Below are 22,263 nucleotides of genomic sequence, written 5' to 3'. Positions count from 1 at the left end.
TGAAACCGTCTTTTAATATTGTTAATTTCGTCTTAGAAATTCCATTTCACGAAGCCGTCCTTAAAGACGTTGTAAATATAATCTGCCTCAAAAAGCAGTATAAACACCAGGTAAGCCACAAGGAAGATCGGGGTCCAAACCACCGCTCTTCTAAGGGAACTTCTCTCGTCCCTCAGGTGCATGAAATCCCAGGCGATATAGTATGCTTTAACCAGGGTCAGGATGATGAATATCCAGTTGAGCAACTTCATCCCGATGAAGTAGTTTTGAGTCAGGACTTCCGGTTTGGTAATCCCCAGTCCTACTTCAACTGCCGTTACAATAGTCAGGAAAATCAGAACACCCCATATTTTTTGAGTGTTGGACTTAAATTTCAGCAGTCCTCTGAATATTTCCAGTTTATGTTCGTGCGCCATATCTATTTTATTTTTTTAGCTGATCCGCAAATATTTTTATACGAGGTAAAAGAAGGTGAATACGAAAACCCACACCAAATCCACAAAGTGCCAGTAGAGCCCAACTTTCTCAACCATTTCGTAATGTCCTCTTTTTTCATAGGTTCCCAGGATCACATTAAAAAATATGATGATATTGATAATTACTCCTGAGAAAACGTGGAAGCCGTGGAAACCTGTGATAAAGAAAAAGAAATCGGCAAACAATCTGCTTCCGTATTCATTTCTTACCAGGTTAGCACCTTCAACAACCAAAGCACCATCCTTGATCTTACTTAGGGACTCTTCCCTTGTCAACAGGGTTTTCTCTCCGGTTTCCGTGATAGTTTCCGTACGGATAAGGATATTCGGGTTGGCCTTAAGGCCTTCGGTTACCTCTTTTAAAGAATAAGAAGGAAGGCTGGCTCCCTGGTTAAACCAAAGACCATCATTGCGTTCCAGTTCCTGCCGCTCAGAAGGAAGCGTTTTGGCAAAATCCGCAAGGGCGGCTCGCTCTCCGGTATCTGCTTTTACGAATTGTAAGATCCGACCTCCTTTGGTTTCTACTGCTCCGTAGTCTCCGGTGATGAATGTCGCCCATTCCCAGGCCTGTGAACCAACGAAGATGGCACCACCGATTATGGTAAGGAACATATACAGTATTACGCGGTTCTTCATCATTCTGTGGCCCGCATCAACAGCCAGTACCATAGTCACAGAAGACATGATAAGGATAAAGGTCATAAAGGCCACGTAGTACATGGGGAAATTCCCATGAAAAAAGGGAACGTGGGTAAACACCTCATCGGCGATGGGCCATGTCTCAATGAACTTAAACCTGGAAAAACCGTAAGAAGCCAGGAACCCGCTAAAGGTCAGAGCATCCGATACCAGGAAAAACCACATCATCAATTTGCCATAACTGGCATTCAGAGGTCTGTTTCCACCACCCCAGACATTTTCTTCAGAACCCGCAGTAACAGTAGAATCCATATAAAAATTATCGTGTTAAAATATTACTCGCAAATTTACATTTTTTTCAACTATACAAAAGCCGAAACCCTATCAAAACGCACTTTCTTATTATTTATATTCAATAGAAATAAAAAAACAGCACCAGATAGATCCAAAGCAGGTCTACAAAGTGCCAGAAAGTGGCGCCCATTTCCATTCCCAGCATCTCCCCAGCTGTATATTTTTGCTTCATTTGATTGATCAATACCACCAGAACCGTAACCAAGCCGGCAAGGACGTGCAGAATATGCACAGCCGCGATAACGTAGATAAACGACACTGTTATATTGCTGGTTGGACCTGTAAAATAATAGCCCTGGGCAACCATCTGTGAGAATCCAAAGATCTGCAACACAATAAAAGTGATACCAAGGACGAAAGTAGCCATAAGCCAGTTAGTGGCCATTTTTGGTTGATCTTGCTTAACGGCCCTTTGCGCCAGCATATAGGTCAGACTACTAAACAAGATGACCAACGTACTGTATAAAAATGCAGAGGGAAGCTCAAAATCCGCCAGCCAGTCCTCCCTGGAACTACTCACAATATAGGCGCTTGTCCATCCGGCAAATCCCATAATGAGGCTCACGATCCCGAACCACAACATCATTTTGCGGGCCCGTGCCTTTTTTTCTTTTTCGCTGATTTGGGTGATATCCATATCCTCTTATATAAATTTATCTACTACATAAACAATCTGCATCAGGCTGATATAACTAACGCTGGCAAGCATTAACTTTCGCGCCGTGGCATTGTCGCGTTTGATATACAGAGCGAAGGCAAAGCGCAACATTACCAGACCCATTAAGAATACGATAACGGCCGCCGGAATGGAAAGTTGAAGTTTCCCGGTAATCCCGAAAACAGGAATAACAGATATTACCAACATCCAGATGGTATACATGATAATCTGCAGGGCCGTACCACTGTCTTTCTTTCCTGTAGGCAGCATCTTAAACCCACCTTTCTTATAGTCATCATCCAACATCCAACCCAGGGCCCAAAAATGCGGGAACTGCCAGAAGAACTGTATCATGAAAAGGGTTCCCGGCTCAATACCGAATTCATTGGTCGCTGCCACCCAACCCAGCATAAAGGGAATAGCACCCGGAAAAGCACCCACAAAAACCGCCAGAGGCGTTTTGGTCTTAAGCGGTGTATAAACGCTGGTATATAGAAAAATGGAAATGGCTCCGAACATGGAGGTCTTGGGATTGAGCAGGTATAAACTGAACACCCCTAAAACCGTCAGGGTAATAGCCAGGGTCATGGCACTGTTTACAGACATTCTGCCTGAAGGTATTGGCCGGTTCCTGGTTCGCTTCATCAGGGCATCCAGATCCCTTTCTATTACCTGGTTATAGGCGTTGGATGCTCCAACCATACAATAGCCGCCAAATGCCAGCAAGCTTAGGGAAACCAGACTGATCTGATCCGCGCCCAGGAGGTATCCGGCAAGGGCAGAAAATACAACACTAACAGCGAGCCTGGCTTTGGTTATCTCTGTAAATTCTGAAAATAGTAACGTAAGTGTTCTTTGTTTTGCCGTACCAACCGCTGTCTTCATGAAGCCTGGATAAGGCTGCAAAGATACGCCTCAAGCTCATTTTTTGCAACGAAATAAGCTTCTTTGTGCCATCTTTGTTCGTTAAGTCGTAGACGCTTCAACAAAACAATCTAGCGACTTATACGCCCTGTCGGAAGAGCTAACCGCTAACCTTAAGCGTCAGGTCTTTAATAAGAGCCTCCAGGGAGAATAAACCCCTGGAAACTCCTTAGGCTGTTCTGTCTATTAGGGCCGTTTAGTCCTCCAGCACAAAATTGATCGGAATACTAAAGGGAACCCTGACAGGAACCCCTTGTTGCTTACCAGGTGTCATTTTTGGCAGTTTGGAGATAATCCTTTCGGCTTCCTTCTCCAACAGCTCTGACGGTCCGCGCAGTTGAATATCCCCTACCTGCCCTTCCTTATCGATCTTAAAGACCACACTCACCCTTCCTTGCTGTCCTAAAACCCTGGCCCTTTCCGGATACCTGAAATTCTTCCTGACATGCTTCCTTATTTGCTTTTCAAAACAAGCCTTTCGCTCCGATTTTGGCACTTCTTCGCAGCCTGGAAATATCGGTACTTCTTCTACCACTTCTATAGGGATCTCTTCCGGAACCTCGGGCTCGACGTAATCAATCTCACCCGGGTCCAGGTTGGAAGGCTCGTCCGGCGGAATGGCTATAAAGTCTTCGGGTGGTACCACATCAACATGGTTCGGAACAGCTTTGATCCTCGGGCTGGGCTTCTGTTTCGCTATAATTTTTGGTTTCTCCGGCCTGGCCAAAATCACATCCGGATCAAAGATCACTTCTTCGGGTATGTAGGGCTCAGGTGGCAGTTCTTTTTCTTTATTCATGCTAAAAGAAGCTTCCAGGCCGATGTATACCAGCAAAAGAGCCAGTATCAGGCCGATCTGAAAACGCAGAAAGCCTCCTTTTCGCAAATTGGTTTCGCGCTTCCCTCTTCTGGAGGAAGCATTGCTTTTCTTGCCAGAATTGCCATTATTGGCACTCCCGGAGCTTTGGTAATTATCCTTCATAATAGTTTTGTTTTCCCGCCTCAAATGACGTTTTGAGCAAACGGATGTTATTATGATGATAAATCACAAGAAGTATGCCGCCAGGCGGCAAATGAACCCAGATTGAGTGAAGGTAGCTGTTCAGTTAGGGAACGGACTCGCCCCGACGATGAATGTCGGGGTTGACTAGTGGAACAAGTAATCCCAATGCAATGAAAAACCCCGACGATAAATGTCAGGGTAGGCTTGTAGATTGGATGATCTCAGTGCCATAAAAAAGAAACCCCGACGATAATCGTCGGGGCCTGCTAATATTGCAATCAGTAATATTTTTACTGCAGCTTAAAGGTAATCGGAATACTGAAAGGTACCCTTACAGCTCTACCTCTTTGCTTACCAGGAGTCATTTTAGGAAGCTTCTTGATTATACGTAAAGCTTCGGCCTCCAAATTCTTATCCGGACCACGGTATCTGATATTGCCGATACTTCCGTCTTTCTGGATAGTGAACATCACGTTTACTCTCCCCTGTACTCCCATTTCCTGGGCAATCTCAGGATAGCGGAAATTCTTACGGATATGTTTTTGCATCATTTCATTGAAACAAGCCCTCTTATCGCTGGCTCCTTCACAACCTGGAAAAACAGGTACATCTTCAATTACAGCAAAAGGAACGTCTACATCCTCTTCAACTTCCTCCACTTCAACATCTTCTACTTCCATAACTTCCTCCTCCTGACTGGTTTCAGTAGATTCGATAACAGTTTCCTCTACTTCTTCCTCGTCTTCCACGACCTCGATCACTTCCGGAGCCGCAGGTGGCGGTGGAGGTGGGGGAGTCTTGATTTGCTCTGTCATCGGTACTTCCTCATCCAGATCATCTTCTACGTTAAGCGAAATGTCATAATCATTCGTTTTGTCGTAGGTCTTCCATTCCAATGCACCGTAAACCAATGCCATTACAAGCGCCAAGCCTAAAACGAAATAGAGACCACTATTTCTTCTAAGATCAGCTTTTGGATTCTTTTTAGGTTCCATAATCTATTGCTTTAATGAATGCTAATTTAACTAATTATATCAGAAAAAAGCAATTAAATCTTCCATTTTAACTGCCTTTTACCGGAAAATAGATAATTTATTATAACTCCTCCGGTAATTGCCCCTAAAGTGTTTGCAAGGGCATCGGAAAACTCCATACTTCTTTCGTCAGTAAATGCCTCTTGAACCACCTCAATAATCATACCATACAATACAAGGACAAATACCATGAGGAAGATCCCTTTAGACATCTTGATCTTACCTCCGGTCAGCTCTCGTAAAAAGAGGCATCCCAGGAAGGTGGAAACACAATAAAAGCTAAAGTGAACTACTTTATCTATGTAGGGAATATCCAGTTTCGGGCTGTCCAGGGAAGAAAAGGAGACTAAACTCAATACTGTGATGAGTATCATCCAGCCCGCGAAAAATAGCGTATAACCGTATTTTCTAAGCACCTATCAATTCCTTGTAGGCCGCGTCGTTCAGGAGGTCCTCAGCTTCCGAAGGATCGCTGATCTTGATACGGATCATCCATCCTGAACCGTAAGGATCTGAATTCACCTGCTCCGGTTCATCTTCAAGCGCCTCATTGAACTCGATGATCTCACCGCTAAGGGGAAGAAACAGATCGGATACGGTCTTTACCGCTTCCACGGTACCAAAAACCTCATCCTTATCCAAAGTCTCATCAAGGGTTTCCACTTCCACATAAACAATATCGCCCAACTCACCCTGGGCGAAGTCCGTTATGCCCACTGTGGCCACGTCTCCTTCTATCTTTACCCATTCATGGTCTTTGGTGTATTTCAATTCGGATGGTATATTCATCTTACCCGCATTTTAGTATGCCAGCAAATGTAACGGATTCTAACAATCTTATCAAAAAAAGTCTGCCGTATTTATCCACCGGATGGATGGGGTTATTACAATGGTAAATCCGGGCGGTTATCAGTTCCCGAAGTTATACCTCAGCGTAAATCCTGTATTGATAGTGGTCTGCGGAAATGCTGTAGATACGGCGAATTGTGAGAAGGAATGATCGTAGAAGAACAAAGCGTTTAGATTCTTGCTCAGAGCGTAATCCGCGGTAAATTTGATAGAAAGAAGATTTTGCCCGGAGGTAATTTGGTTATTGTCAATATCCAGGTTTCTGATGATCGTAATATTATCCCTTAGGGTCACATCCGCCTTCAGGTTAAGGTCGCCTTTCAATCGTTGTTTCTGCCCCCCGATATTGGTCACGAACTTCACATCTTTAAAGCGGTATCCGAGCCCAAGCGTATACTCCTTTCCGTTGATCTCCGTTAGCAGATTATTGTCAAAACTCAGAGAGAGTGAACGATCCGTTCGAACTTCCGCCAGCACGCTCAGGGAATTCTTCATTTCAAAATCAACGCGCATCAGCGGATTGAACTGATCGGTTAGCACCACATTGTTAAAGATGGTCTCAGGTAACAAATCCTGTGTTTCGGGATCGAAAATGATGTTCTGACCATCGTCTCCTGTCTGTTGCAGGGTGAGGTTGGTCTGAAAAGAATTAATACTGTATGCCGCCCTGTACCCGTGGGTAAGGGAAAAGCGTTTGAATTTCTTTTTAAACCATTTATTCTTCATCAAACCGGTGTACTTGATATTCCAGTTCGGAATAGGGATCTCCCGGAAAGCGTCCAGATTCACCCGGTTTACATCCTGGCCGGTATAGGCTGCAAAAAAGGCGGGAAGCAGTACGTCCTGGCTGGTCTTTCCGTAACGCAGCGGAAAGCCATCCGCGTCTACCCCCTCGTCTGCTCCTCCTCTGTCGGACAGCAGCCGGTTCGCAATGGTAATACGGTTCGCTTTAAACTCCTCAAATACCTCGGAGCTCACCTCGTCACTTTTGCTAAAAGCCGTACCTATCATCATGGTGGAAATACTAAAATTCCCAAAAGTATTCGGTGTCTGCGGTATATAGGGTTCAGCGGCATTCGGATCTATCCTGAAATTCTCCTGCAGGCTACTGGAAAACTGCCGGTTGGCCGTAAGGTCTATGGTCAGATCCTGAACAGGCTGTGCCGTAGCCGTAATATCGAGCTGCCTGTTCGTTCTCCTAATGAACTGCTCGTTAAAGCCTTCAAAGGCCGTAAGCCAGCCATTACGGGCCGCTTCAAAGCGCACGTCCGCCTGACTTCCGAAAACGAAACCAAGCGTGGGCCTGCTGGTTCCAATAAACCCTATGGACTGAGTGTATCCCGGGAGAACAGTACCGTTATTCTCGCTGTAATTTACATTCAACCTCTTTACCATGGTTACGATATCTACAACGGTATTAAAGAGTTTACTTGTCTTTTTAGGCGTCTTTTCCCCAGAAGCCGGATTCCCTGCCTTATCCACTCTGGTAGGCGCGGCTGTGGTTCCCTTACCATCTATTTTTTTCAGCCCGATCTGGTCGTAAAACCGCTGCATGCTCATAGTAGCCGTAAGGCTGTGCGTATTGGCATTTTGTACGGTATTGATATTATCTCCGGTTGCCTGCCTTATCGCATCACCTCCCCTTTGCCAATCAAAATTACTGGTATAGGTATACTGTGCATTGATAAAGTCCAGGATGGGGATCTTGTTCAGCGGCAACTCGTAGTTCAACTGCATCTGCTGGGAATGACGGTTGGGCTCCCCTATATCAAAGAATCCGTCCCAGATGTCCAGGTCCGGATTGATCAGGTCTATGCCCTCAGCGTTCTGTTCCCCGGTAAGGTAGTTCCTGACGATATTGTTGTTGGAAGTGGTCAGGTTCAACCTAAGGGATTTGGTAATACTGTAGTTGAGCGCGTATTGCCAGTTAAAGAGGTAATTCCGCTGTTGCAGTACCGGCAATTCCAGTCTGTCCACTCCAGGTTCCAGTACGTCACGGAACCGTTGTTGATTGAATTGCCTGTTGATATCCGATTGCAGCGATATACTCGTAGGAAGCAAATTGAAATTCAGTTCTTTGAGCCATTGCCAATACTTTCCTCTGAAGATGGAGTCGTTCTTGGCAAAGGGGGCAACGGATGCCGGTTTGAAATTGTGGTTGTAAACAAAGCCCGTCTGTATGTTCTGATCCCTCAGCGAGGCGATCTCAAAATCCCGGTGGTCTGTTTCGTTATAGGAGTAGTTAAAGGTAAAGTTCTCGATGTCATAGAAATTGGCATCCGCCTCTTCTCCCCTGTTCTTCCTTACGCCTATGAAGTTAATGCTGGTCCGTTTGGTATAATCCTCCGCCTGCTCCCTGATCTCGTCCGCTTCTTCCGCTGTATTTGCGGCGGCTATACGGTCGTCCAGCTTCAGATCGTCATAAACCGGATCAAATTCCGGGGTGATCAGCTGTTCTGAAAAACCGAAGTTAAAGGGTATTTGCAGGTTCCACTTTTTAGGGAATAACTGTCCTATTTCCACATTCGTAACTACATCGTAGGCCACCGCATCTTCCCGGGCTCGCTCGTTGGGCATCTGGTCTATCGCCCCAAAACCGGACGTACTGGTACTGCCCGTGGCAGAAATGTTCGCAAAATCCGCCATATTCGCATCAATAGCGGCCACTGCGGCCCATCCGCCATTGTTATCCAGGCCGGCAAGCCGAAGTTCATTGAACCATACCTCTCCTCGTGCAGGGATATCGTCAATATTCTTTACCCCTACCATCATGCTGCGCACACTTCCAAGAGATGGGTTTCCTCTAATCCCTATCCGCATTTGTCCGGGTGTTCGAGGAGCAAATTCGTCTACTGGGATCACTTCACCATTTACCACTTCATAAAAGCTTATCGCGCCCAGGGTCTCATTTGCAATACCCACGGATTTAACCTTGGTCAGGTCGTTCAGGGCTATGTCTAACTCGTTTACAGCCGGCCAGATCTCCTCCTCACTTGTGGCTGTAAATGGAGTAAACTGCAAGGGGACCTCTATTTGATAAAAGTTCTCTGAAAAATCCGTTCCAATCCTCAAAAACCCTACCAGGGGAACGTCGTCGTCGAGATAATCTGAATCCAGGATCTTTTCGGCATGTAAGAACATTTTAATACGTTCGTACTGCCTCATATCCATATTTACATTCTTGAATACCCCCCGGGAATCCTCGGATTCCAGATTTTCTACCACAAAGGAGAGGGATTGCTCATTCTGGCGGACAATGGTATTGTTATTGTTCAGTTGTTCCCTGAATACTCCCGGAGGTAATACGTAAGGAATAGGTATCCTTCCGCTGTTTTCTTCGATATTCACCGTATTGACATCCACGATTGTGCCGTCGTCTATAGGATCATCATTATTGGTTTGCAGGGTTTTGGTGTAATTCCTCCAATCTCCACGTACGAGATCTAAAGTGGCAAATCGCAGGACCACGTTATCCGTAAAGCCCGTAAGGTACATCCGCATAAAGCTAACCGATCTGAAATCAGAGATACCGCCCACTGCCTCGGTAAAATCGCTCAGGGGGATCTTGTACTGAATCCATCGCCTGTTGAGCTGTCCACCGTTGGGCAATTCCGGTGTTACCCCCTCCTTGATGTCAGTAACATACTGATCATCAATAGTTGTATTTGGCCTAATCTGGATGCGATACTCGTAGTAACTTTCAATGGTGTTCATGGTGAGGTCCCTGTCTATGTCTTCCACATCTGGCAAAGTCGTGGAACCCCTGTTCGTGTTGGTTACCTCTACAGGGGAGTTCCCCTGAAGGTTGTTAAAATCCAGGTAACGCTCCAGGATATTCCCTTCGCGATTCAGGTAGTAGGTGTAATTATCTAGCGCAGGGTCATCTCCCGGACCGTAAATGGCTACCTCATCTTCATCGTTAAGCCCGTCCAGACCTATATCCTGCAGGCTCCTGTTGGTTTCATCAGCATCGAAGGCGTAGACGAGGGACTGGGTGGATGGCACCTCTCCCCAGACCGTGGTTGTGGTCAGGTCATTACTGTTCAGTCCCGGCAGGCCATTTTCGTACTGCTTTCTTCCGTCCTTCAGGATATCTTCTGAAATGTTACCCAGGTTGAGCACCAATTCTCCGGGGCCGGTCGCGATTCCGTCTACATAGGGATCCAATACCCAGAATTGTACGAATTCCACGTTAGACTGCTCAAAATTGGTACTGCTTAAAGATCTCATGATACCCGCCCACTTTTGTTCAGGGGCCAGGTTTTCAAAACTGTCGTTGGCGTTATAAGGTCCTTTGGCATTCGGATAATACGCCAAATCCAGGGTGTTTTGCACCTGGGTCTGCCCCTGGGCGATATCAATGGTCGGGAAGATCTCATCGATGAATACCCTACGGGTTTCATTCGTAGAAATATCGTTATCGCTAATAGTTGAAGGTCGCTGGCTGGTAAAGAAAATAGGGTCTATGGTGTACCAAGCCATTTTAGCACGGCCAAATCCAGTCTGGAAATTAGAGCCATCACCTACAGACAGGGCATCATCTACAGGTGTACTGGCCAGGGTCCATCCCAGGGAAGAACGGATATCGATCAGGGCCTGGGCCCCTTCAAAATCGTCGAGATAGGTTGTGGTCTCTCCACGGAAATCGGCATTCCTGGGTGAATTTGGCCTCAAAAACGCCACCTCACCTCGAACGGAGAGGTTCGATGGGGCATCTGTATCTATATTCGGGAGCTTATTCGCCAGTCTTGTCAGGAAAGGGATCTCGGTGGAAAAATTCCCGTTTAATCCGAAAATAGTGTTATTTACAGGTTCCAACCCAAAGTTGGCTTTTTGAGTCAAGGGTCGTTCGTTCAGGTTGAGCAGGGTAGCGCCCAAAAGGAACTCTTCATTGAAACGATGTTCGACATTTACCCCGGTAAACCTACGGGTCTGCTGTCCGAAAACCGCGTTGTTCTCAACCGAAATGTTGATTGGGGTATTAGAGGCCTGGAGGCTGGGGTCCAGAATTTGTACGGTACCAGCCTGGTAATTCACCGTATAGTCTATACCTTCCTGCAGTTGTCTTCCTCCTGCGGTAACTCTTACGGAGCCCCTGGGGACATTAAAAGCCCCAATAGGTATACACCGCCACTGCCTTCAGATTTGTAACGTCCTTTTAGTCGGAATCTGTTTTTCTCCGCGTCCTGCAAGGATGCGGCCTTTGTCAGGGCGTACATATTCCGGAAAACATACTTTTGCTGGTTCTCGTTATAACCCTGGTCATTGTCTACATCGTAGACTCCACCACCGAGGACATCAAACAAAAACTCCCCGAAAGGTTCTACCTTGGTAAAAATGATCTGTCCGTTCTGGGTATCTACGGTGAGTCCTGGAATAAAATCAAAAAATCCATCCCCTCCTGGCTGAATATCGTTATAAATATTTAGTCTATCCAGGTTAAAGACATCGATCAGTATCCTTTCCTGAAGGCCGTCCGGCCATCCGCTTCCCGGTCCTTCTACAACAGGAGTTATATAGTTTCTCGGAGTAGATTCCGTATAAAGGATGTTCAGTTTGAAATCCTCCTGGCTCAGCTGAAAGGCTCCTGTGGCATAAATGTTCTTCATCATAAGATCCCATATCGGATCTTCCACATTGGTAATATTACTTTTTAGAAGCTTAAGAACCAGGGTATTGTTGTTGATCTCCGGCGAATCTACCCCCGGGGCAATGGTGGTAGCGTCCAGGCCTCCGTTCGCGAATTCACCAACCTGGTATACCTCTCCGTCTATGGTGTATTGAAAGGCCACCGCAAGCACCTCGTCATTGCTCAGGCGCTGGTTCAGGGATATGTATCCCAACTGCTGGTTGAAGCTATAATCCCGTCCCTGGTCTAATTTGCGGGCATTTTCGAGTATGGCATAGTCAAATCCCTGGTTCACCTGGTATCCTGTACCAATGTCAAAGCCGTTGTCCACTGTGGCGATATCCCTGATCTCCTGGGTAAGTACTCCTCCACCGGTCGTGATCAGGGCCGGATCGAAATCGTTGGCATTGTTCCTTGGCAGGGCATTATTGGTCGCGTTGGTGTTGAAAAAGTTTGCCGGCTGTCCGTTCAATCGCCCGATTCTGGTATCATCCGCATTGAACTCTCCCAAATCCTGAATGGCGACTACGTTACGTACATTCAGGGTTTGCTGGCTGCGGTTGGTCACCCAAACCTCCAGTCGGGTAATCTGTATCTGGCTGTTTACAAAAGGATAGAACTCCAAAGCCCGATCGTACTGATCCCTGAAGAACTGTGCCAGGAAAAAGTGCCGGTCTTCGTCATAGTCCAGGGCCGTAAGTTCAAATTCATTTAGCGTCCCGCCACCCTGAGCTACAACGGTGTTGTTCTGGGAGCGTTGCTCTGAGAATACCGCGGTAACGGTGGTCTTACCAAACTGCAGTTGTGTTTTTACCCCAAATAAGCTTTGTGCACCTGTGATCAGTGAGCTGTTCAACGGCATATTCACATTACCTATTTCGATACTTCGGAGAATGTCGTCTTCAGTGGGCGTATATTCCAGCTTTACGAGGTTCTGAAAATCAAAGGTGGCTTCCGTATCGTAGTTTGCGGTAACCTGCAGCCGTTCTCCGATCTTACCCAGCATGCTGAGGCTTATGCGCTGATCAAAATCAAAGGAGAGGTTGGTACGGTTCCTGGGTGAAAGCGCTGGATTGTCATTTTTCTGCCATATCACACCCAGGTCCATGGCTACGGACCCTTGAGGAATTACTTCTATGGTATTCCCTCCGAAGATGGACTCAAAGAAACTGCTGTTTACGTAAAAATTGGGCAATAAATTCTTACGCGCTTCCTCACTCCCTTCTTTCTTACCCGAGAAGGCGTCTATTTTCTCTTTGAAATAGGATTTCATCCCTTCCCTGCGAACCAGTTCCAGGTATTGCTCAGGAGTTAGGATAATAGGGTAACTGATATCAAAATCGCCCACCGTTTCGGAATAGATGTAGCGATCAAGTTTGGGATCGTAGGTATATTTTGAAACGATACTTTCCGGGTTTTCCAGCAGTATCCTACCCAGTGCGAAGCCCGTTTGCACTGAATCCGTTGCCTGCTCATTCGTATCCTGGGCCCAGCTCAATTGAACTGTTCCGAGCAAAATAATGGATAGGAAAAAGAACTTAAATACGTGTGATTTAAGTATAGAAATTGCCCCTGTTTTCAAACTTCGTTACAAATTTTTCAGCGCGAGTTTTATAATCGCCTCAACGCCTAGCGTAGGATCCTGGGTCACAACCTTGTCTACAGCCTTCTCAGCCTGCTTTCTGACAAATCCCAGAACCTCTAAAGCAGATAACGCTTCTTCTTTACTTGTATTGTTTGAATTGATGGAAACTTCGTCAATATCATAGATTTTGAGAATCTTATCTTTAAGATCCAAAATTACCCTTTGGGCGGTCTTGGCTCCTATACCCTTCACACCCTGTATTATATGTACTTCCCCGGTGGCAATAGCATCCCTTAATTGTTCCGGGCTTAATGAAGATAACATCGTCCTTGCGGTACTGGCTCCGATGCCTGAAACCGAAATCAGCAGGCGGAAAATTTCCCGCTCCTGTTTTTCCGCAAAACCGAAGAGTGTATGCGCGTCCTCCCTGACCTGCAAATGAGTAAAAAGCAGGATGTTTTCAGCATCCGGGATAAGGGAAAAAGTGTGCAATGAAATATTTACAAAATAACCCACTCCTCCACATTCTATGATGACATGGGTGGGGTACTTCTCTACCAGCTTACCTTTTAGATGGTTGATCATATGCTAAAGCTTGTCTGTTTTCCGGATCAGGGGGTCTGATTATCGTTTTTTGTTTTGAGCACTTTTGGCCTTTTTCCTTTTCTCACGTTCCTGGGCATCAATCACGGCCACTGCCGTCATATTTACCATTTCCTCGACTGTGGCTCCCAGTTGCAATATATGTACAGCTCTGCGAAGGCCAAGCATTATGGGGCCCACGGAATCTGCAGCATGCAGTTCCTTTAATAACTTATAGGTAATATTGGCCGATTCCAGATTCGGAAATATCAGGGTATTCACCTTTTTTCCGGCCAGCTTGGAGAACGGGAATTGGCTTTGGTGCAATTCTGTATTTAAGGCGAAATCCGTCTGGATCTCCCCATCCACTTCCAGGTCGGGGTTTTCCGTGTGCAGGATATTAACAGCCTCACGGACTTTAGTGGCGTGGGGGTGGTTTGAGGAGCCGAAATTGGCGTAAGATAAGAGTGCCAGTACGGGTTTGAAGCCAAAAGCGGTGCCCAGATTGGCGGTCATTTGCGCGATTTCTGCCAATTCCTCTGCCGTCGGGTCAATATTTATTGAAGTATCTGCCAGGATCAGCGGTCCCCTGCTAGTGATCATAATGTGGGCCGTTGCCGCTTTTCTGACATTGGAGGCGCGTCCTACAACTTCGAAAATGGGTTTTACTACGCGGGGATAAGCCCTGGAATGTCCTGAGATCATTCCATCCGCGTCCCCTTCCAGTACCATCATCGCCCCAAAGTAATTTCGTTCGTGCATAGTAGATTGGGCATTGTACATGGTAGAACCGCTACGTCTCCGGTTTTGCCAGTACTTTTTGGCGTAGTGATTACGCTTTTCTTTGGCTTCGTTAGATATGGGGTCGATTATGGGAACATCAGCATCGAATTCCAGTTCTTTCTTGAGTTCAAGTATAGTTTCTTTATTTCCCAATAAAATGGGATGTGCGAAGCCTTCTTCATGGACGATCTGAGCGGCTTTCAGTACATCGATATGGTCTGCCTCCGCAAATACGATCCTTTTCGGATCCATCTTGGCACGGTTCATCAGCAGGCGCATCACCTTGTTGTCATCTCCCGACCGTTGCAGTAGTTCTTCCTTATAATGTTCCCAGTCCGTTATGGGCTCTTTGGCTACCCCACTTTCCATGGCTGCCTGGGCGACGGCAGGTGGTATCTCAGCAATCAATCTGGGATCGAAGGGTTTTGGGATGATGTAATCCTTTCCAAAGGTCAGCCTGGTCTCACCATAAGCAATATTCACCTGTTCCGGCACCGGTTCTTTTGCCAGCCTTGCCAGGGCCTTTACGGCTGCCATCTTCATAGCCTCGTTGATGCTTGTAGCACGAACGTCCAGGGCTCCTCTGAAGATAAACGGAAAGCCAAGTACGTTGTTTACCTGATTCGGATGGTCTGAACGTCCGGTGGCCATGATGATATCATCGCGGGTCTTACAGGCTAAAGCGTAGCTGATCTCGGGATCCGGATTGGCCATAGCGAAAACTATAGGGTTTTTAGTCATGGATCTGAGCATTTCAGGTGTAACGATATCCGCGATGGACAGGCCGATAAAGACATCGGCTTTTTCCATGGCTTCCTCCAGAGTGTCTATCTTCCTGTCTGAGGCAAACTCCAGTTTTTCAGTGGAAAGTCCTTCCCGGTCTTTGCGGATGACCCCTTTGCTGTCCAGCATCACAATATTTTCCCCCTTAGCTCCAAAGGCTTTGTAAAGTCGTGTACAGGAAACGGCTGCCGCGCCTGCTCCACTAATTACGATACGCACTTTGGCAATGTCTTTACCGGTAAGTTCCAGTGCATTCAGTAGTGCCGCCGCCGAAATGATTGCCGTACCGTGCTGGTCGTCATGCATTACAGGAATATCCAGTTCTTCCTTTAACCTTCGCTCGATCTCAAAAGCTTCCGGCGCTTTAATATCTTCCAGATTGATCCCGCCAAAGGTGGGTGCTATGATCTTTACGGTCTCCACGAACTTATCCACATCTTTGGTATCCAGTTCAATATCAATCCCGTCTATATCGGCAAAGATCTTGAACAACAGGCTTTTTCCTTCCATTACGGGTTTAGAGGCCTCCGGACCAATGTCTCCCAAACCGAGAACCGCTGTACCGTTGGAAATTATCGCCACGATATTTCCCTTAGCCGTATACCGGTAGACCTTATCGTTATCTTTTTTGATCTCCAGGCAGGGCTCCGCCACCCCCGGTGAGTAGGCAAGTGCAAGATCCCTTTGGGTAGCGTAGGGTTTGGTAGGGACCACTTTGATCTTCCCGGGCTGAGGTTTCGAATGGTAATTCAACGCATCTTTTCGCGTCTTTTCTTTGCTCATATAGTGGATTTGAAAAGCAAATTTAAGGGTATTCTCCTAAAAAAGCGGAGCAAAATGTCGGCTTAAGGAAAGCCTGTATAAAAAAGCACCGACAAAAGTCAGTGCTTTTTTGGGGAACAGCAATGGGCGACCTACAGGAATGAACCTACCACCAGCGCGGTAATGACCAATAGAATAATGGCCAGGTACCTGTAGTTTTTGTACCAGGGCAACACCTTGAGTTCTTCAGTTTCTTCTGTAAATAGTCTTTTCTTGTATGTGTATTCGGCGACTTTCTGGCTGTCCGGCAGACCTGAAGCCAGGCTAACCACAATATGTACCAGAAGGCTTAGTACAAAAAGTAAATTCGCCTTGGCCAGAAAATGAAATTCGTTTATGGCCGGGGAAATGTCGTATGCTGCCGACAATATCATAAATATAGCAAAAGCTCCACCTACCAGTAGGCTTACAAAGGCACCTGTACCATTGGCTCGTTTCCAGAAAAGGCCCAGGAGGAAGGCTGATACCACAGGTGGACTGGTAAATGCGATAACCAACTGCAGATAGCTCCAAAGGGAGTCGCTTACCTGTTCAATAAAAGGCACCCACATTGAGGCCAAAACAACCAATACCAGGGTTGCGATCTGACCGGCACGAACCAACTGCTTGCTGGTCATTTGCGGCCTGAGCTGTTTTACAAAATCCATGGTGATCAGTGTGGAGGCGGAATTGAAAGTCGCGGATACTGAAGACATCATAGCCGCGAGTAGTCCGGCCACTACCAGGCCGAGTACACCTGTTGGCAATAACTGAAACAGGAGTACAGGATAAGTCAAATTCGGACAGTCTGCAAGATTCTCACAATTACCTCCGTCCGCAAGTGGGTAATTCAGTCCTGAGATGTCCAAAGAGCTAAAAAGAATTAGAGCCAGAACTCCAGGTACCACCATGATAAAGACCACAGGTAATTTGAGAAGACCGGCAAAAAGCGCGCCCCACCTACCGTGATTCAGGTCTTTTGCACCAAGTACCCGTTGTACCATAAACTGGTTGTTCGCCCAGAAATAGAATCCGAGCAGTGGTACACCGGTCAGTAGCCCCCACCAGGGCATGAATTCATCATTATCAGGCCTTACCAGGCTAAACACTTCTCCGGAGTTGGCTGGGATAAATTTGCCTTCCGCCGCCCGGTCTCCAAAGTTCACTTCGCCTGCGGCCAGCATACCGTCCAGTTTAGACATCATGGCATTCCATCCGCCACCGAGTTGTTCAAATGCGAAATAGGTCAGCAAACAGGATCCAATAATCAGTAGTACTGCTTGTATCACCTCGGTCTGTATCACGGAATTCAATCCTCCGGGGATGGTATAGGCAGCCGCTGCAACGGCTAGCATGATTATGATATAGGTTGAACTAATATCCGGAAACAAAAGCTTTAAGACGATACTTCCAACATACAATCCGGCTGCGGTATCCACCAATACATTTCCGAGGATGGTTATGAATGAAAAATAGTATCGGGAGCGCTTGTCGTATCTCCGCTCTATAAATTCCGGCATGGTATATACTCCTGACCTAAGGTAAAATGGTAGGAAGAAGATCGCGAAGAATATGAGGATTACTACGGCAAACCATTCGTAGTTATACACGTTAACGTTCGTTTGGAAACCATCCGAAGCGAGTCCTACCAGGGTAGAGCTGGAAATGTTGGCAGAAAAGAGTGCGATCCCTACAATGGGCCAGGTCATCGTCCTTCCTCCTAAGAAGTAATCTTCAGAACTGCTTCGTTTAGATTTGGATATTCCGTAAATGATAATCCCGACCAGATATACGAGTATGACAACGATATCCAGAGTTTGCAATCCGCCCATAATTCAGAAGTTTAGTTAGTTTAGTTTTTTAGGTGAAATACTTCGAAATTTCCAAAAGACACTCCTTCAAATTCAGCAATAAACAAGTTTTGGCAATGAATCCTAGGAAATTCTCAATACCCAACCAAGTCCGAATATAGGATTTTTGCCGATTTCTTAAAAAATTCTTAAATAGAAAATAGGAAAATTTAACACCGCAAACGTTATAGTGATTGCCGGGATTCCATCAGGAATTCAATATTGCGTTTAAGTCCGGAAAACTTGGTGCGTTTCACGGCCGACTTCTGAAAAACCTTGCGAAAAACCTCTTCGGTAATTTCCTCCCAATCTCCTTTGCCCATGGAGAGTAATTCCGGCTTTGGCTCAAACAGGGGTTCCCGGTGCGGTTTGGAAAACCTGTTCCAGGGGCATACGTCCTGGCAAATATCACAGCCGAACATCCAATCCTCAAATTGACCGCTTAGTCCGGCAGGAATCTCGTTCTTTAGCTCAATGGTAAAATACGAAATACACTTGCTGCCGTCTACAAGGTAAGGTTCCACTATGGCTTCCGTGGGGCAGGCATCGATACAGGCAGTACAAGTGCCGCAGTGGTCAGTTACCGGAGTATCGTATTCCAGGTCCAGGTCCACGATGAGTTCCGCGATAAAGTAAAAGGAACCGACCTGTTGGGTGAGCAAATTGCTGTGTTTTCCCATCCATCCCAATCCCGAACGGGCGGCCCAGGCTTTATCCAGAACCGGTGCGGAATCTACAAACCCACGACCACCTACCTCGCCGATCTCTTCAGAAATGAAGCGCATCAAATTTCTGAGTTTTGCCTTGATCACATGATGATAATCCTGGCCATAGGCATATTTGGAAAGCTTGTAACTCTCTTTGTTTTGGGTGGCTGAAGGATAATAGTTCAAAAGCAGGGAGATCACGGATTTGGCCCCGTCTACCAATAAGCGGGGATTCAGGCGTTTGTCGAAGTGGTTCTCCATATAGGCCATTTCTCCATGCATTCCCTTTTTAAGCCATGCTTCAAGGCGAGGAGCTTCTTCTTCCAGGAAATCTGCCCTGGATATTCCACACGACAAAAAACCGAGGCGTTTTGCTTCGGTTTTTATCATTTGGGTATGTTTTTGTGCCTGGCTCAATATTATTTTCGGAATTGAGCTAATTTACGAATCTAAAATTTCAATTGGTAAGAACCGCTTTGGAATCTAATCGGGATCCAGCACATCTCCCTGGCATATTACCTTATCCGGAACTATATCGATATCCGTAGTACCGCCATAGGCCGGATCCATATCGCAAATGCACTGCGGAAGCACATCCAGATCCGGATTTCCCCCGAGCAACAGCTGCTCGAGATTGCTTTTGCATTCTACAATAAGTCCGGAACTAATCAGGGGTAAATTTAGCGGATTACTCAGTTGATTGGCTCCCAGGTTTAAGTACTTGAGGTTCTTCAAATTGGCAAATTCCGCTGGCAGATACGTTAAATCGTTAAAGGCCAAATTAAGATGCTCTAATTTTTTTAGACTGCCAATTTCGGCTGGAAGTTCTGTCAAATCGTTGTCTCGTATTGTTAGTATCTCAAGATTCTCCAGCATAGAAATTTCAGGGGGTAGAGCTTTAAAATTGTTTTGCGACAAATGCAATTCTTTCAACTTCGAAAGCTCCCCCAAAACCGAAGGCATTTCCTGAATTCTATTATAGCTTAAATCTAAATATTCCAGGGATGGTATCCTCCACAGATCCTCTGGAACATTCTCCAGTCGATTGGAAGTCAATCTTAATTCTACAAGCTTTTCCAGTTGCCCGATCGTCGAAGGAATCTCAACTATTTTATTTCGGTGAAGATTCAAAATTGTGAGGTTATTTAGCTCCCCAATGGCATCCGGGAGGACCGTTAACTGATTATCTGTGAGAATAAGTTTTTCCAGATATTTCAGGCCTCTTATTTCCTCAGGGAGCAAAGTAATACGGCGGCCTCTGGATTCAATATAATCAAAGAATTCCAACTCGATAATATTGCCATTATCGTCCAAAGTCACCCCGTCCCAATTACCTATATCCTCACTTTCATCCCAATCAAGGGTATGCAACGGATTCAGCTCTAAAATTCTCAACAGGATCTCCTTCTGACTCAGGGGTACCTCAACCGTCGCGAGATAGGAAACAGAACTTCCATTTTCTGCAGTCACCGTATATTCAACGGCTTCCGTAAAATCCTGTGGCCCTGTGGGTACTACCGTAGCGCCGGGTGAAACCTCCAGTTGTGGTTCCAGAGATGTAACCTGCGTACCAATAGGTAGTTCCGCAAATACCGATAGATTCTCCTGATCGATCTCCGCTGAAACATCCACTGTAACACCCTCTGCCTCCAGCCCGGGGAACTTGAAACTGGTAATTTGCTTTTCAGCACTCTTCGATTCCGGTTCGGGAGTTGGATTCTCCGGAACGGACTCAACCATCTGGACCTCAGATCCTGAATCGTCCTTGCTACAGGCAAATACAAGGAGTCCCAGTAACAGTACAATAATTGATCTTGCTGTACTTTTCATGATAGATGTTTTTGAATTATTAAAATTCCCCGGACAGCTAAATATTAGTCTTTAGCCGTATCCGGGCTGATCTTGTTAGCCATTTCCGAGATTGCATTCACAGGAAATCCGCCTTTTCTGGCATGTTCCTTTAGCAATTCTTCGTTTTCAGCTCTGTAGACGCAGTATACTTTGTTGTCTGTTACATAGCTGTGTAACCATTGGATCCCCGGGCCCATTTCTTCGAGTACCGCATTGGAGGATTTGGAAATTCCTTTCAATTCTTCCGGCGATAGTTTTCCCGCTTCGGGTATCTCCCGTTCAATTACATAGGTTTTCATAGTTTCTTTTTTGTCCATCATGTCTTTGTTCATTTCAGCTTTAATGGCGGCCTGATCCTGGGAAAAAGCCGTAAAACACATCAGTAATCCGATCAAAATCGTACAAAAGGTGATCTTTGTTTTCATCATTTTTCTATTTTAAAGATTAACACTTCAAAACTAGGCGCAGCGATTTCGGAACACTTCAAAAAATGATTCAAAAAATGGTAAAGTTGGTTCAGTCCTGCCCGGTCAATAGCGCACTGGGCCCAGGCTAAGACATGGTTTTCTAAAGCAAAAAAGTCAAAATGGAAACCTTAGATCTTTACGTAGGTCATGGGCTGTAGTCCAAATCGCTGTTGAAAGCATTTTGTAAAGTAGGAAGGACTGGTAAAGCCACAATCAAAAGTGGTTTGAGAAATATTCCTGTCTGTCCTGAGCAGTTCCAGGGATCTTTGCAGACGGTATTCTCTAAGCAATTCATTAGGGGAATGGGCGGTGAGTTCGGTACTTTTTCTATAGAGTTTGGATTTGCTCATCGACATTTTTTCACAGAAATCGGAAACTCCGAATTGCGGGTTATTCCAATGATCCGCAAGTGTATCCAGGAGCAGTTGCAGAAAGTTCTCATCTACAGGATCCATCCAATAGAACAAAGGTTTGTCATTCCTGCCTTTGCGCCCTTCATCCTTATAGATCTCACGGATAATAGATGCCATGCGGATCTGAGGACCAGTGCCATACGCACAGAGATACCTGGCCATTTTAACGGTATCTCCAAAGAGTTCAGGGCTTTTGTTCACCGGCATCCCGGCATTCAAACCCAATTTAAGTTCAATCAATTCTCCGGCAACGTGCAGGTCTTGTTGTACCGCTACCGCACAATCAACCGCCTGGGTCACTGAAACGAAAGAAGCCACAATATCCTCACCCTTAAGTTCTACCTCCCTGCCTTCGTGTACGGCCAACTGCTTACGTACAATCTCCCGAAAAAGGGCCGTTAGTTGCTTTGCCTTATCCTTTCCCAGACTGTTTTTAAGAAGCCGGTTGTCCTTAGCTTTGGCGATTAGAATTATGCGAAATGCAGGATCATTGAAGATCTTCAGGTCCGGATCCTGAGGATCGGTATAGCCTTCAGGGTCCGCAATTCTACCCAGGAAAGCTTCTACCACATTGCTGTTTACCTGCACGATCTCATGAGGCATCAGTCCATGCGCTCTGTCGTGCATTTTCTTTACAGATTCCATATCCGGAGCATCTATTAGGCAAAAGGCACTGCCTCTTTCTTCGTCCACCCAATAGGTCATACAGCGACATCCGTACTCATCCTGGATCTTGAGATCTTCCCGATGTGCCTCAGCAGCGTGCTTAGCCTCTATTCCAGGGACTATATGTCTATCCATGTAAATGGGCATGCGTATTGGGTTTTATGAATTGGCCTACTATAACAAACTGTTCATCAAAACAGTCAATAGCT

General features: G+C 46.0%; 15 protein-coding genes and 1 pseudogene. All 16 read right to left on the bottom strand.

Annotated features, from left to right (window positions below; genetic code table 11):
• Positions 1 to 32: 32 nt before the first annotated feature.
• Positions 33 to 416 carry a cytochrome C oxidase subunit IV family protein gene (locus GTQ38_RS17340; RefSeq protein WP_161436838.1) on the bottom strand — a complete coding sequence of 128 codons (384 nt, stop codon included), beginning with the start codon at positions 414 to 416 and terminating at the stop codon, positions 33 to 35.
• A 36-nt stretch (positions 417 to 452) separates the two neighbouring features.
• Positions 453 to 1,427 carry a cytochrome c oxidase subunit 3 gene (locus GTQ38_RS17335; protein ID WP_161436837.1) on the bottom strand — a complete coding sequence of 325 codons (975 nt, stop codon included), beginning with the start codon at positions 1,425 to 1,427 and terminating at the stop codon, positions 453 to 455.
• 100 nt (positions 1,428 to 1,527) lie between these two features.
• A complete protein-coding gene (locus GTQ38_RS17330; RefSeq protein ID WP_161436836.1) occupies positions 1,528 to 2,106 on the bottom strand; it encodes a cytochrome c oxidase subunit 3 in 579 nt (192 codons plus the stop codon).
• Between the two features lie 6 nt (positions 2,107 to 2,112).
• Positions 2,113 to 3,012 carry a heme o synthase gene (gene cyoE / locus GTQ38_RS17325; protein WP_161436835.1) on the bottom strand — a complete coding sequence of 300 codons (900 nt, stop codon included), beginning with the start codon at positions 3,010 to 3,012 and terminating at the stop codon, positions 2,113 to 2,115.
• A 235-nt stretch (positions 3,013 to 3,247) separates the two neighbouring features.
• Positions 3,248 to 4,033, bottom strand: coding sequence for an energy transducer TonB (locus tag GTQ38_RS17320; protein WP_161436834.1), 786 nt, complete (start codon positions 4,031 to 4,033; stop codon positions 3,248 to 3,250).
• A 311-nt stretch (positions 4,034 to 4,344) separates the two neighbouring features.
• A complete protein-coding gene (locus GTQ38_RS17315) occupies positions 4,345 to 5,049 on the bottom strand; it encodes an energy transducer TonB (RefSeq protein ID WP_161436833.1) in 705 nt (234 codons plus the stop codon).
• Positions 5,050 to 5,102: 53 nt separating this feature from the next.
• Positions 5,103 to 5,504: a VanZ family protein gene (locus GTQ38_RS17310; RefSeq protein WP_161436832.1), complete on the bottom strand. Its 402-nt coding sequence runs from the start codon at positions 5,502 to 5,504 to the stop codon at positions 5,103 to 5,105.
• Positions 5,497 to 5,877 carry a glycine cleavage system protein GcvH gene (gcvH, locus tag GTQ38_RS17305; protein WP_161436831.1) on the bottom strand — a complete coding sequence of 127 codons (381 nt, stop codon included), beginning with the start codon at positions 5,875 to 5,877 and terminating at the stop codon, positions 5,497 to 5,499. Before gcvH ends, GTQ38_RS17310 begins: the two co-directional genes overlap by 8 nt.
• A 120-nt stretch (positions 5,878 to 5,997) precedes the next feature.
• Positions 5,998 to 13,148, bottom strand: a pseudogene (gene sov / locus GTQ38_RS17300) (T9SS outer membrane translocon Sov/SprA).
• Positions 13,149 to 13,154: 6 nt separating this feature from the next.
• Positions 13,155 to 13,736 carry a Holliday junction branch migration protein RuvA gene (ruvA, locus tag GTQ38_RS17295; protein ID WP_161436830.1) on the bottom strand — a complete coding sequence of 194 codons (582 nt, stop codon included), beginning with the start codon at positions 13,734 to 13,736 and terminating at the stop codon, positions 13,155 to 13,157.
• Between the two features lie 39 nt (positions 13,737 to 13,775).
• Positions 13,776 to 16,082 (bottom strand): NADP-dependent malic enzyme, encoded by a 2,307-nt coding sequence (locus GTQ38_RS17290; RefSeq protein WP_161436829.1) that lies wholly within the window; start codon positions 16,080 to 16,082, stop codon positions 13,776 to 13,778.
• A 131-nt stretch (positions 16,083 to 16,213) separates the two neighbouring features.
• Positions 16,214 to 17,932 (bottom strand): sodium:solute symporter, encoded by a 1,719-nt coding sequence (locus tag GTQ38_RS17285; protein WP_161436828.1) that lies wholly within the window; start codon positions 17,930 to 17,932, stop codon positions 16,214 to 16,216.
• Positions 17,933 to 18,135: 203 nt separating this feature from the next.
• Entirely contained in the window at positions 18,136 to 19,047 is a 912-nt protein-coding gene (queG, locus tag GTQ38_RS17280; protein WP_394350972.1) for a tRNA epoxyqueuosine(34) reductase QueG, read from the bottom strand.
• Positions 19,048 to 19,140: 93 nt separating this feature from the next.
• Positions 19,141 to 20,487: a leucine-rich repeat domain-containing protein gene (locus tag GTQ38_RS17275; RefSeq protein ID WP_161436826.1), complete on the bottom strand. Its 1,347-nt coding sequence runs from the start codon at positions 20,485 to 20,487 to the stop codon at positions 19,141 to 19,143.
• 44 nt (positions 20,488 to 20,531) lie between these two features.
• Complete coding sequence (locus tag GTQ38_RS17270) at positions 20,532 to 20,936, bottom strand: DUF4242 domain-containing protein (RefSeq protein ID WP_238858006.1); 405 nt, start codon at positions 20,934 to 20,936, stop codon at positions 20,532 to 20,534.
• Between the two features lie 167 nt (positions 20,937 to 21,103).
• Positions 21,104 to 22,201 carry a nickel-binding protein gene (locus GTQ38_RS17265; protein WP_161436825.1) on the bottom strand — a complete coding sequence of 366 codons (1,098 nt, stop codon included), beginning with the start codon at positions 22,199 to 22,201 and terminating at the stop codon, positions 21,104 to 21,106.
• Between the last annotated feature and the right edge of the window lie 62 nt (positions 22,202 to 22,263).

The organism is Poritiphilus flavus (assembly GCF_009901585.1).
Taxonomy (GTDB): domain Bacteria; phylum Bacteroidota; class Bacteroidia; order Flavobacteriales; family Flavobacteriaceae; genus Poritiphilus; species Poritiphilus flavus.
Note: the sequence above shows the minus strand (reverse complement) of the source record. Positions and strands in the feature narration are given on the sequence as shown.